Source organism: Hyphomicrobiales bacterium (assembly GCA_039989895.1).
Taxonomy (GTDB): Bacteria; Pseudomonadota; Alphaproteobacteria; order Rhizobiales; family JACESI01; genus JACESI01.
Genome location: JBDXGY010000001.1, coordinates 76,374 through 89,578, shown reverse-complemented (window position 1 = coordinate 89,578; position 13,205 = coordinate 76,374). Strand labels below are relative to the sequence as shown.

10 protein-coding genes and 1 other RNA gene are annotated in these 13,205 nt (G+C 45.7%); 8 read left to right on the top strand and 3 right to left on the bottom strand.

What is annotated here, in order from left to right:
* Positions 1-111: 111 nt before the first annotated feature.
* The 4 genes from ABJ081_00395 to ABJ081_00380 are packed head-to-tail and all read left to right on the top strand — an operon-like array spanning position 112 to position 4,347.
* The gene (locus ABJ081_00395) at positions 112-1,557 is read left to right on the top strand and encodes a UbiA family prenyltransferase (GenBank protein MEP6355125.1); all 1,446 of its coding nucleotides are present in this window, start codon (positions 112-114) and stop codon (positions 1,555-1,557) included.
* 5 nt (positions 1,558-1,562) lie between these two features.
* Positions 1,563-2,900, top strand: coding sequence for an FAD-binding oxidoreductase (locus ABJ081_00390; protein ID MEP6355124.1), 1,338 nt, complete (start codon positions 1,563-1,565; stop codon positions 2,898-2,900).
* Positions 2,901-2,936: 36 nt separating this feature from the next.
* Positions 2,937-3,359, top strand: a complete 423-nt coding sequence (locus ABJ081_00385; protein MEP6355123.1) for a transporter — start codon at positions 2,937-2,939, stop codon at positions 3,357-3,359.
* A 7-nt stretch (positions 3,360-3,366) separates the two neighbouring features.
* Entirely contained in the window at positions 3,367-4,347 is a 981-nt protein-coding gene (locus tag ABJ081_00380) for an NAD(P)-dependent oxidoreductase (protein MEP6355122.1), read from the top strand.
* Here the strand turns inward: ABJ081_00380 and ABJ081_00375 are convergent.
* Positions 4,337-6,001: a hypothetical protein gene (locus ABJ081_00375; GenBank protein ID MEP6355121.1), complete on the bottom strand. Its 1,665-nt coding sequence runs from the start codon at positions 5,999-6,001 to the stop codon at positions 4,337-4,339. The two genes, ABJ081_00380 and ABJ081_00375, sit on opposite strands and share 11 nt — an antisense overlap.
* A gap of 87 nt (positions 6,002-6,088) precedes the next feature.
* Between ABJ081_00375 and ssrA the strand changes: the two genes are divergently transcribed.
* The 4 genes from ssrA to ABJ081_00355 all read left to right on the top strand — a co-directional run bounded on the left by ssrA (position 6,089) and on the right by ABJ081_00355 (position 7,637).
* Positions 6,089-6,450: a transfer-messenger RNA gene (ssrA, locus tag ABJ081_00370) on the top strand.
* Between the two features lie 136 nt (positions 6,451-6,586).
* Entirely contained in the window at positions 6,587-7,204 is a 618-nt protein-coding gene (locus tag ABJ081_00365; protein MEP6355120.1) for a ClpXP protease specificity-enhancing factor SspB, read from the top strand.
* A gap of 21 nt (positions 7,205-7,225) precedes the next feature.
* Positions 7,226-7,420, top strand: a complete 195-nt coding sequence (locus ABJ081_00360; GenBank protein MEP6355119.1) for a DUF4169 family protein — start codon at positions 7,226-7,228, stop codon at positions 7,418-7,420.
* Between the two features lie 13 nt (positions 7,421-7,433).
* Positions 7,434-7,637: a ribbon-helix-helix domain-containing protein gene (locus ABJ081_00355; protein ID MEP6355118.1), complete on the top strand. Its 204-nt coding sequence runs from the start codon at positions 7,434-7,436 to the stop codon at positions 7,635-7,637.
* 10 nt (positions 7,638-7,647) lie between these two features.
* On the opposite strand, the gene ABJ081_00350 is transcribed toward ABJ081_00355, so the two are convergent.
* Positions 7,648-8,916, bottom strand: a complete 1,269-nt coding sequence (locus tag ABJ081_00350; protein MEP6355117.1) for a pilus assembly protein TadG-related protein — start codon at positions 8,914-8,916, stop codon at positions 7,648-7,650.
* A 248-nt stretch (positions 8,917-9,164) separates the two neighbouring features.
* Positions 9,165-13,130 carry an AsmA-like C-terminal region-containing protein gene (locus tag ABJ081_00345; GenBank protein ID MEP6355116.1) on the bottom strand — a complete coding sequence of 1,322 codons (3,966 nt, stop codon included), beginning with the start codon at positions 13,128-13,130 and terminating at the stop codon, positions 9,165-9,167.
* Between the last annotated feature and the right edge of the window lie 75 nt (positions 13,131-13,205).

The following is a 13,205-nucleotide window of genomic DNA, read 5'->3' as shown; positions in this document are numbered from 1 at the left end:
TGTCATATAAAAGGTTTGTTGGTTTTTGGATGTTAGCGTGTTGAGATGGCAGGCACCTAATGTTTCTGTTATTGGCATTTGACATTCAAAAGCGCTCAAGCTTGGATTATAATGATGACTATTCATGTAGAAGAACGGCTTGATATACCGCTTTGTGTAGATTTAGACGGCACACTGGTTCACTCAGACACTTTGTGGGAATCTTTGCTGATTTTAATCAAAGATAAGCCGTTGATGATTTTTGCCATAATGCTTTGGATCATCAAGGGGCGGGCGTATTTTAAGGCGGAAGTCGCCAAACGGGTTACCCTCAACCCGAATGATCTCGCTTACAATGACACTGTTGTGGCCTTTGTGCGGGATGCTTATGACAAGGGACGCAATACGGTTCTTGTCACGGGGGCGCATCGTGACGTTGCCAATGCTGTTGCTAGCCATCTTGGTATTTTTAAAAATATTATGGCAAGCAATCAGACGGTGAACAATACCGGCACGGCCAAGCGTGATGCCTTGCTGGCGGCCTATGGCGAAAATAATTTTGATTATATGGGCAACAGCCGCGCTGATATTCCATCCTTTGATGTGTCTTCAAAAGTGACCGTGGTTAGTCCGGATCGTGCGGCGGCGCGCTGGCATAAAAATAATACATCAGATTTAATGGAAGGCCCCAGTGAAAACCTTAAGGTCATGATAAAGGCTATTCGGCCTCATCAGTGGTTGAAAAATGTGCTTGTCGCTGTCCCTCTTATCTTGACGCATGAAATTAGCAATTTGGCGTTATGGCTTGCTGTGGTTATCGCGTTTTATTCTTTCAGCTTTATGGCAGGCGCGGTTTATCTGCTGAATGATATGCTTGATCTTGCTTCGGACAGAGCACATCCGCGCAAGTGCAAAAGACCCTTGGCGAGCGGTCAATTATCGATTCCACATGCCTTGGTTATGATTGCTGTGCTTTCAGCGACAGCCATTGCTTTAGCCCTGTTTGTATCCGTTGATTTCTTTGTCATCCTGCTTGGCTATGCCGTGATGACAACCCTTTATTCGTTTTGGCTCAAGAAAAAACTCTTGATTGATGTTTTTACATTAGCAGGACTTTTTACCACGCGGATCATCGCCGGGACGATCGCCGTTGGCACTACCCATTCTTATTGGTTGCTTGCTTTTTCTCTCTTTTTCTTCCTGAGCTTAGCCATGGTGAAACGCTATTCTGAATTGTTGAAAGAGCAGGTTGAAAATGTCAGCACGACCGCTGGTCGCGGTTACATGCAAATCGATTTTGAGATGATTGGGCAAGCAGGGATTTCATCTTCATTTTCTGCTTCATTGGTGCTGGCGCTTTATATCGATTATCAATCCTCACTAGGCAATTACGCATCGCCCTATCTATTATGGCCACTTTGTCCGATTATTTTGTTTTTGCTTCTGCGGATTTGGATACTGGCGCGGCGTGGCTTCATGGAAGATGACCCGCTTGTCTTCCTGTTGCAAGATTGGCGTAGTCAGTGCATTTGCGTCATCGGTGGCCTCTTCGTCCTACTTGCCGCAATGGGTATTTAATTGACATGACGGCTGGGGATTTTCCAAGCTGGGGTCGTTTGAAGTCTCACGCACGCCGTGCTCGCACGATTGAGTCTATGAGACAAGGCGATCAACAAGCTGAACCAGAAACATTATTGCCCTATGGTAATGGTCGCTCCTATGGCGATAGTTGTCATAATGATGCGGGTGTTCTCATCCACCAAGGCGCAAATACTTCGATACTAAATTTCGATACTGAAACAGGGTTGATGCAGGTTCAAGCGGGTGTGCTACTTGTCGATGTGTTGGAGATGGCGATACCGTATGGATTTTTTCTAGCGGTCTCTCCCGGTACTCGGTTCGTGAGTATTGCTGGCGCGATTGCAAATGATGTTCATGGTAAAAACCACCATGTGCGCGGAACCTTTGGGTGCCATGTGGAGCGGTTTAGTTTGTGGCGTTCTGACGGTGTGATCCATGAATGTTCTGCGAGTGAGAACAGCGATCTGTTTGCTACGACCATTGGCGGCATGGGACTGACGGGCATCATATTAGATGCGACCATACGGCTGATGAAAGTACCGTCAGCTGATGTGCGCCAAACCACAATTAAGTTTCAAAACCTGAGTGAATATTTTTCGGTGATTGATGACGTCGACAATAACCATGAGTATTCCGTTGCTTGGATTGACCAGTTAGCAAAAGGCGCGAAACTGGGACGAGGGGCCATGATGGCGGGCGATCATGTGGCTGGTGATGGCACCGTTCAAAAAGTTGTATCACCACGTCTTTCTGTGCCGTTTCAGCCGCCCGTCAATCTCTTGAATCGTTTTACTTTGTCGGCTTTTAATACGGCCTATTATGCAAAAGCACGCGCGGGCGAAACAGTGGTTCGATGGCCATCTTATTTTTATCCTCTCGATGGCATCAAACATTGGAATCGACTTTATGGCCCCAAAGGGCTTTTTCAGCATCAAAGTGTTTATCCAAGTGATGCGGGAGAAGAGACGACAGCACATCTGATTGAATGCGCCCAAGCCCATGGTCATGCTTCTTTTTTGACCGTCTTAAAGCGCTTTGGTGATGTTGCCTCACCAGGCCTTTTCTCTTTTCCTAAACCTGGTTTTACCCTGACTTTGGATTTTGCCAATCAAGGGCCGCCTACGTTAAAAATGCTCGATGCTCTTGATGAAATCACGCTAAAAGCGGGCGGGCGGATTAATCCTTATAAGGATGCGCGGATGAGTGCGAGAGCCTTTGCGGCGTCTTTTCCTGAGTGGCCTTTACTGGAAGAGGCAAGGGATTCAGCGCTTATGTCAGATTTTTGGCGACGTACTGCAAAATCTTTACGATTTTCTGCCATGGTGCCACCCACAGATTAGATCGAAAAACTTATAGCGGGCGCGAGAATTTAAGACATGAATTATCTTGGCTTTATACTCTTCACGGTTTTCACCAATGCAGCAGCCCAACTTTTGTTGAAGCAAGGTATGTTGTCTATGGGCAGTGGTGCTTTTGCTACTGAGAATATTATACTGCGGGTGCTGCAGGTGGTGTTCAATCCATGGGTTTTTGCTGGACTTGTGACGTTCGTCATTTCTATGGCATCGCATCTTTATGTGCTGTCCAAGGTTGAGCTTTCGTTCGCCTATCCATTTTTAAGTCTTGCCTATGTGGCTGTGGCTGTTTTTGCTTATTTTCTGTTCCGTGAAGATCTGAATATGTGGCGTATCGTAGGCATAGGGTTCATTTGCGTTGGAACTGTTTTGATCGCCCAAGGCGGTTCAAGTGCTGGTGATGGCAGCACACCATCAGCAAAAATCAACAACGTTAGCGAGTAAGTATTCAATGAAACATATAATTTTTGGTGGTGATGGTTTTGTCGGTCGTCACTTGGCAGAAAAGCTTTTAGCAGACGGCGAAGAGGTCGTTGTCGCCGATGTCGTAAAAAGTGACATTGCCAATTATGCGCAGTGTGAATTTGTTCATCTTGATGTCAGCCGTGATGAGGACTTTGATAAGATCACTATTGGGGCCGATGACATGGTCTACAATATGTCGGCAAAAATGCTTTCGCCGATTGTTGCTAAATCTCTGCGCTATGATTTTTTCTGGCCGGTGAATTACTTTGGGGCCAAACGCATTGTTGAAAAAGCAGCAAACAGTGGTGCGAGCAAAGTGGTGCAATATACCACAGACATGATTTACGGACACACGATCCAAGACCCACAGGATGAAGATCATCCCTGCGCGCCGATTGGTGAATATGGTGCGTCGAAATATAAAACCGAGCAAATGTGTGAAGAATGGCGCGCAAAGGGTATGGACATATCGATCTTCCGTCCTCGGCTTATCATTGGTCCAGGACGTTTGGGTATTTTAGAAAAGCTATTCAAGTTGATTGATTATAATTTGCCTGTGCCAATGATTGGTTCTGGCAAAGTGCCTTATCAATTTATCTCGGTGTTTGATTGTGCTGATGCGGCTTATCTCGCTTGGAAAAATAATGTGCCGAATGATGCTTATAATTTGGGGTCTGATAATCCGCCATCTGTGCGCAAATTACTTGGTGACCTGATTAAACATGCAGGTTCACGTTCGTTTCTTTTGCCAACCCCAGGATTTGCCGTTAAAGCGACACTGGATGCGCTTGACTTCATCAACAAGCCTTTGATGGACCCTGAACAATATATGATTGCAGACGAGATGTGTGTGCGTGATTGCACCAAGGCTAAAGAGCAGCTGGGCTGGGCGCCGAAATATCGCGATGAAGATATGCTGAATGCGGCCTATTCAGAATATCGCGAAATGCGTGCGGCTACTTCTTAATCAAAGCATCCATACATGCCGTTAGCTCTATGCGCCTGTGATTTGTAAAAGCGGGAACATAATGTTTTTCTGTAAGCGTCCTGTTCTTGGTTGCTGGACATGTTGGAATGAGAGCAAGATCAACATCGGCCAGCGCCTTTCGCCTTTTATTATCAAGCGGGACTATCGTGCGCGTTGGATCCATGCCAATGGGGACATATTTGGGCCCGTGACGTTGCATCAACCATCCTATGGGATTGGCAAAATCGACGTTCCATACTGTCTCAAAAATTTTCCCGTTCTTGCGCTCTAGTTCATGGATGGCCGTTATGGCTTTATCTATTTCTTTCAGGTTGAACATTTGAAAATCAGGCTGAGCATGAATCAGAAAAACAGCTTCTGTTCCAGCCTTTATGCTTGCTTCATAGGTTTTCTCATTGTCGATATAAATTTGCCGCAATGCATCGGTGCGATCATAAAATTTCTTGCTTGTTGAGACCAAGCCCAATGTGTTTAAATTTTTGTTTTTTAATGGCTCATAAAGCGCCATAGCGCCAACCGCGCGCGCTGATTTGTGCAAAGTGATTGAGGCGGCTGGTATCATAACAAAGGCGATGGCAATGATGATCGCGTTTTTGATGAAGGGAGTGTGATAATCATCACGCCATAAAACCTTCATTAAAAATGGCCACATAAAGACAAAAGGCTGCCCCCCAGAGTTTTGTGTTTCAAAGGCCAGGCCGGCAAAGATAAGTGTGCCGCATATGAACCAATCTGTGTTGCAAAACCGTATGACGGTTTGTCGCACCCCCAAGAGATAGGCAGGGGGGCGATGGGGACTTTTTAAATGATCGATCAACAAAATGAAACTCAACGCAGTGCCAGCAAAGATGATATCGAACTGGGTCACGCCGACAGAAAAGAACCGATAAATGATGTTGCTCTGGTTTCGTGAGATCAGGGCTAATACATCGGTCAGATAACCAGATACGATGCCAAGCGAAATTTCTGCGATAGCCAGTGACACCCAAAATATAATATTGGCGCCTACAAAGAGGGAGCGACTAATTTGGCCGGCGAGGAAAAAACCAAACAGGATGAGGCCGCCTGCGAGAAAGCCTGTAATTTTTGTCGCAAAAAGGGCAATGACCAAATAACCTATAATGGCAATGCGCCATCGAGGTGAAGGCAAGAAAAGGAGCGCTGCTAACAAAACGTATAGCAGCTGAATAGAATGGCGGTTGTAGATGCCCCATGCTTCAATCCCTGTATGAGGGATCAAATTGATAACGTTGAAGGGGGCAATGCTGTAGAAAAGAAAAGGTAACAACAGGGCCCATGCTTTGGGCCATGAAGTGCGCGCGACCTGATTTATGATAATAGCCATAGCGGGGCTGGTAATGATAAGAAATGACCATTCAACCAATAGAAATGGATTGGTGTTGGGAAACGCACGCATGGCAAGAAAAGTTAAATAATAAGACAGCGGTCCAACCGGTGTGGAAAAATCAACGGAGGGGATCTGGCCGTTGAGAATGCGTTGGGCACCATCAAAGTATAAAAATAGATCCCAATACATAGGGCCGATCGGAAGACTGATTGGTAGGGTGAGCAAGCCGCAGGCCAATATGACTGTTAAGGCAAAGAACCAAAGTGGGTTTTTCAAAGTAGCCATGAAGTTTCCGGTTAATGAGCGTTGGTGCGTAAAATTGAATTCCAATCTGATATCACATTAAAGATATAGTCTTCATTCTGAATAACAGTTTTTGCATCTTGAGTGATTTATCCCTATATTAAGGATGCTGCTTGCAGCTATGGCAATAAATGGTCTGCGTAATAAACCTATCGGACCCGGGGGCGGTACCCGGCGCCTCCACCAAAACCCAGAAATTCAAAAGCTGGGCTTTGGCGGGGGCGAAATAGGATCGACGAGGGCGTAAAGGTTGTTCTTTTGCTCGGCATGATACCGCCGTTATCGGGTCAATACAGTAGTTGCAAATGACAACAATGCTGAAGGTTTTGCAGTAGCTGCGTAATGCGGTTCCTACTTAACCAAACTTAAACTCCCTCTGGTTTGCACCTTTGGGCGGGGTCCGGCAGCACCTGGCAACAGAAGCTGCCACTTTACCAACATTGTTTATGCCTAAGTTTTCCCATGGATGATGGGCTGGTTCATTTAATTTGTTTGTTTGTCGCACATAGCTTGAAATTGTGAACAAGGTGGTGAACAGTGTGATTCATTCATTTGAGTAGAAGAGATATGGCAGAAGATATTATAAGATATGATGTGTTGGCTCAGGAGGCCATGCGAGGGGTTGTCAAGAAAGTGCTGACTGAAGTCTTGCGATCAGGACTTCCTGGTGAGCATCATTTCTACATTACTTTTAATACCCAAGCTCCCGGCGTCCGCATCTCATCTCGGTTGCATGAGCGCTACCCTGAAGAAATGACAATTGTTGTGCAGCATCAATTTTGGGATCTTGAGGTCAGCAGCCAATCCTTTGAAATTGGTTTGGCATTTGCCGGCGTGCCTGAAAAACTTCTCGTTCCCTTTAATGCAATAAAAAGTTTTGTTGACCCTTCAGTTCAATTTGGTTTGCAATTTGATTTGGTCGATGATGAGATGGGCGAAGATAATTCATCATCTGATGATAAGAGCGCGACGGCTCTTGGTTCTGTGGCACCTAGTGCTATTGCTGTTGTTGCTAAAGATGTTGCTGAATCTGCGGAAGCTGAAAAAGTGGCCGAAACCATTTTGAGTAAAACCGACGCGGCAGGCGACAATTCGTTAGAAACGGACACCGAACAAAGTGATGATGATAAGAATGCTTCTGCGGATGTGGTTTCGCTTGATGCATTTCGTAAAAAAGCAGACTAACACCGTGGTGAGAGGGTTCTTATGTGCGATATTATCAACTTAAAGCAAGCACGTAAGCAGCGTGATCGCGATGCTAAACACAAAGTTAGTGCGGTAAAACGCGTTCGATTTGGTCAAAGTAAAAATGACAAAAACGTTGTCGAAATTTTGAGAAAAAAGTTTGTGAAGAAGCTAGATGATCACAAACTTGACCCATCAAAACCGACAGATGACTAATCAATTTTTGTAAATGAAACGCTCAATAACACTCAGTGGTCACCGTACCAGTGTTTCGCTTGAAGCGCCATTTTGGGATGCGTTACGTGACATTGCCACTCATGAAAAAACCAGTCCAACAGAGATAATAATGCGTATTGATGAAAAGCGCCTGCCTGAGGACAATTTATCCTCGGCCATCAGAATTTATATTTTGCAATATTATCAAAAGTACTAATGCACGGTTGCTACCGAATGAGAATAGGCGTTGTGTTTGTGCTCACTATTCCTGTTGGAGTGTTCGATGTCGCAGGTTCTAGCATCCAGTTGGTATTATTAAAAATAATTTTGTCTGCAACAAGTGTTAAAACGACTGCTTTTACCTGTGATCCTGAATTAAAAATTAGTTCTTTGCTTGGTAAATGAATGATGCCTTCTATGTCGAAGTTTTGAGAGTCATTTATCGGCATATTGCGTTTTCCTAAGCCGCTGCGTTCAGCAAAGAGAAAACCTTCATAAATACCGCTCGTTGGCGGGGTGAGAGCGACGCTCACACCACTATTAAACTGAATAGCAGAATCCGTATCATTGAAATAAAATGTCACCCCGTCGCCATTAAAGACGTTACCATTCACATTCCAGCGGGCATTATTGGTGAAGACGTAAATATCATCGACAGCATCACCACTGTTGGCTGCTAGATTAATTTGTTGGACACTGGAGTTAAAATTATGACTACCGCAATAGACGCCAGGCTGAAGGTTGACGACAGAATTATCATAGGAGCGTCCATTATAATCGCAGGACAAAGTTGTAGGTTCTGGTAGAACGCCAGCAAATGGGTCTGGATCTGGCGTGCATTGGTATTCAACATTACCACTTTGTCCCTGAGAGTTATCGGTTGCATTGAACCCAGCAATGCAAATACGTGCTAAATCGAGATTGATACCACTATTGAAGCTGGCGGTTTGCGCGCCTAGCGAATGCGTATGAATTTCGCATTTAGGCGCGATTATATTAGCGCCAGAGTTTACGATAAGGCCACGGTCACCTTGTGTAAGGGTATAGATGCAAGGACCGTTAGCAGCCACTGTTGGGATTACTACAGAGGATTGTGCGGTTACTGAGAGGGTTTTAAACCCTGCAATGGCTATTAAAGTGGTGGGTATACTGACTGTTGCTGAAGCTGACAGGGCGTTGGGATCAGAGAAATCAAAAACTGCTGATGTTGATGCCATATTAATTTTTGTAAGATTTAGATTGTATATATTTTGCGCAGTGGCCTGCCTATTTGCGCTGGGTTGAGTGGCTGCGGCCAGCAGGGCGCTGTCCAATGCGTTTTGAATATCCAGCCTTGTTGCTATCTGACGACTATAGTCAATTCCTACACCTGCGGCTAAGACGAGTGGCAGGCTGGCTATGCTGAGAACAATAGCCATGCTCCCTTGGATGTTATTTTTGAAATCGGATAGTTTGTTGAAGGCCGTATTCTTAAATTCTGTAAAGAAATAGGACATTTTATTTACACCTTACTGAAAATTGAAGCGTTACACTTTGCATAAAAATATGCTGATCGCGGAATGATTTACGGGAGTATCTCAGTGAGGCCTTAAAACCGTAATAAGACACTTAGTAGATAAATGGTTAATTGCATCAGAAATATTGGTGCAATTTTCATTGAAAACTTCATATGGATTGGCTTGCTTGAGGTCATCGTCTTCATCATCAAAATGAGTTTGAGGTCCTATTCTCAGAAGCATGAATGTTACTGTGCACTTTGTGGCCTTAGTTCCAGCGGTGCGTTAGCGCCGGGAGAAGGGATCGGCAAGGGAGCAGGAGGAATATTATTAATTACCTCTTGCTCAAGCTTACGCAGTTCCTCTTCGATATTGATCGGTGACAAGTCTTGTCTTGTTATGGATTCGGGGTTTTGTGTTCTTGGCGCGTTTCTTTGTTCGGCTAATGCCGCGGCTTTTTCTTTTTCGGCCCTAAGGCGTTCTGCCTCTTTTTTTGCCTTGAGGCTTTCCGCCTCTTTGCGTTCTATTTCTATTTGACGATTACGCTCAACTGCTTCGATTGCGGCTTGCTTCTCGCGTTCTATGGCTTCGATTTCTGCTTTGCGTTTGCGTTCTGCCGCTTCTAATGCTTCTTGGCGTTCGCGCTCTGCTTCAGCTGAAATCCAGCGGGCATAACGCGAGAGGCGTTGTTTTTCCAAAATGTCTGCTTGAAGTACTTCAACGCGCTGGACCTCCTGTTCAAATCGGCGCACGGTGAGATACCCAAGCAGCGGCTGAACATCGAGTGTGCGGGATGGTTTATCGATGGGCCCATCAAATAAAATCGCAATTTCCGGTGTGGACCCTGCAACGGGTGTTTTGTCAATAAGTGCAGCCTTCACATTCAAGGCCATAGAGCCCTTTAGTGTCATTTGCGGCAAATCGAATGTTGCGCCTGCAAGGGCGTTCACCGCTTTTGCTGTCAGTGATGCATTAGCAATACGCCCGACGCCAGATGTGATTGTGAATGTGCTTTCAGCTTTATCGATGGTGAGGTGACCAGAATCCAAATGGCTTTGCGTTAAAGGGAGCAACACTTCATTATTAAGTAGGATGTCATCGTCAGCGGCGCTTACAAGCTGCTGAAAGGCTGCTGGGTTAAGGCGTCTGATACGGCCGTCTGTCAGGCTAATCGAGCCACCACCGCCTAAGGTGCTGATGATTGCATCAAGACTGCGGCCGGTGCCGGAAAATTGACTTGAAAGGGATAGCTTTCCTTCCACGAGTGGACGGGTTTCATCGCTCCACAAAAGATCAGAGGCATCAGCTTCTTTGAGATCAATAATACCAGACAGCGTGACGGCGCCCTCATTGTTTTCGAATAGTAATGAGCCGTTGAGGTCTCCATTTGAAAACTTTCCTGATATCTTATTCAAAGCAATGCTTTGTGGTCGTAATCTTATATTGAATTGCGTGGTTTCCAGTTCTCTGAGGTTTGTTAAATCCATGGCATCGGCGCTCATGGAGATGTCGGCATGAAGTTTGGCGAGATAGGGAGCGCCATATTGGGCGCTGGACCAGAAGGATGCATTGAGCGGGGCGTCTTCTGCTTCATCTTCACCAATATATTTGTCGGCCTCTCCAACGCCTTCAGGGGAGATGTCGAGATCGATTGGCGCGATAATCTCGCCAGTGCCAAGGGCAATGAGCCATGGTAACGAAATGTGTTCAGTCTTTACTTCTCCTTGCCATTTCCAAGACAAGTCCTTTTGTGGTGATGCGCCTTTATAGGCAAGCTGCGCATTCACAGTGCTGCCGCCCAATGTTCCATTGAGGTTCTTCAGTTCACCTTCCCAGCCTTCGCCTTGTATCTCTGTTTTTAAGTCAACGTCTGTGCCAATGCCGCTTGCGGGCAATGAGAACCCGAGCAAACGCATGAGTGGTTCGCTGTCGTCTCCGATGAGCTGTAAATCACCCTTGTATTTTGGTTTGTTGCCCTCTTTTATTGTTACGGTAGTCATACCGTTTAGTTTGACACCGTTCATAAGTGTGTCGGTGGATACAGCTATCCCGCTTTGCGGTTTGCCTTTCGCGCGAATATCAATCTCGGCGATATCCGCATTATCAAGATTAAAGGCGTTCCATCCAGCTTGATTTAAAAAGTCGACGCTATTGGCATAAGTGGCGTTAAATGATGCTTCAACATCGCCGGCGAATGGTTCTTGCCAATTGCCTTGAAAGCGAATGCCGGTGCTGACATCACCGCCCCCAACTTTGCCAGCTATGGTCGCAGCGAAATCACTCGGTTTAGTATTGTCATTTTCTGATTTATAGTCGCCGGAAAAATTAACGGTGACATCAAGTGGCATTAAAGCGTCGCCGTGACGGTGCAGGTAATTCATCACAGGATGGGTTGGGATAAGCGTGTCGCCAATTTTGATTAGCCCGTCCTTCGTTTGTGCCTTAATCTTACCGTTGAAGCGTCCCGCAGGTGTTGTCAGGACATTGCTCATCGTGCCTGCGACATCGATGTTGAGACCGGCGAAGTCCTCAATTTTCATTGTAGTAATATCAATCTCTCCATTTGAGACGCGCATATTCACGTTGGCACTTCGACCTTCAAGGGCTTGGGAGATTAGTTTGTCTGCTTCTAATTTTAGGGAAATGGTATCGTTAGAATTGAAGCCCGAAATATTCTTCTCGCCTAGAAATAATGCGCTGAGTGCTTGAATGGCATCAACATCGAGGGTTTTGGATCTGAGGTTTGCTTCAAATTGTTTTTGGCGTTTGTTTAATTGATTGTATGTAAGACGCCCAGCAGCATCAGATGTGCCGAGACGGGCATTCATCTTTGTGAGGCTAATTGCGGTGGATTCAGCTATCAGTTTGCCGCTAATCTCTAACGTGTTGGTGCTGATGCGGCGGGCATCTTTGCCGCTTTCTGGTTGCAACCACCGAGCAAGGGCAACGGGCTGAGTCGACCGTAAATTGATGTCACCTTCAATGAATATGTCGTCGCCGGTTGTGATGTCACCTGTAAAGCCCATGCGTGTTGAGCCGGGGAAAAGGGCGCTAAAGTCATCAATATGCCAACCGCTATTCGTCGCGGTTGTTTTGAAATGGAGCGAGCGTACAATATCACCCGCAACAATGATGCCAGGGACATTAACATCAATCGTTCCCGGAATGGGTGGCTTGGGTAATGTATCAATTAATGTGGCGATGATGCTTTGTGCCTCGCTCATGGCAATGGGGCTGTTTTGTCCTTCGCCATAAGAGCGATCTAAATCAATCTGCCGCGATGAAACCTTAGCCTCAAAGCGAACTTCTGGGCTAAATGGAATAAGAATATTGCCATTAAGATTGACAGGAGCTTCCTGTGCACCGTCTTCAAAGGTGGCTTTATTGAGAGAAAATTTCTCCCGATTGAGATCGAATGCGCCGGTCAATTCCCATTTTTGTTGATCTGCTTTGATAGGTGTGCCGGTTTCGCCGTCTTTTTTTATTCGTCTTGGGGCTGCCGTTAATATGCCCTTATAAGAGATGCCACCTTGTGCGGCATTAGAGCTGGCAGTGATAAATTCACCATCGAGTATAGTATCGAAATCAAGCGTCTGCGGCTCGATTTTTGTCTTCACGCGCATTTTCCCTGCCGCAAATTTTCCTGTGCTGACTTTGAATTGAAACGGTTGATTTTCATGGTCTGCAGCCCCATTGAGTTTCCAAGGTCCCAGCAAAGACTGAGCAGAGATTATGGCGTTGATATTTTTGAGCTGGAGTGATTTTTCGGTTAGTTCATCAACAGCATAAATTGCGCCATCTTTAATCGAGATAGGGCCTAGTTTGATGGCAAAATCCTCGCTGAGTTTAGGGCTAAAACCATTCAGCTTCCAATTTGTTTTGCCTTGTTCGTTGAAGCGTGCGCTGATTTGAGGTTCATCTAATTCCATGTCGATGACGTGGAATTGACGTTGGACCAAGGGGATAAGTTCAAGACGCATTTTAATCCGCGCCGCACTCATAATCGGTTTGCCGTTTGTCTCTCCGACTTCGACATTTGTGAAGGTGAAGGTGGGAATCGGCAGGATTTTCGCCTCAGCATCGCCTTTAACACGCACGGGATGGCCAATCAGCGCACTTGCTTCACGTTCAAAGGTTTGTTTGTGGTCAGACCAGTCAATAAAAAAAGGAGCGACCAGCACAGCGACTAGCGCTGTGACGATTATACTTCCAATGATGATAAATAGCTGATTCAGCTTTTATTCCTCCACCCTTAGACCCTGACCCTCGATATTGTCGATAGCATAAAA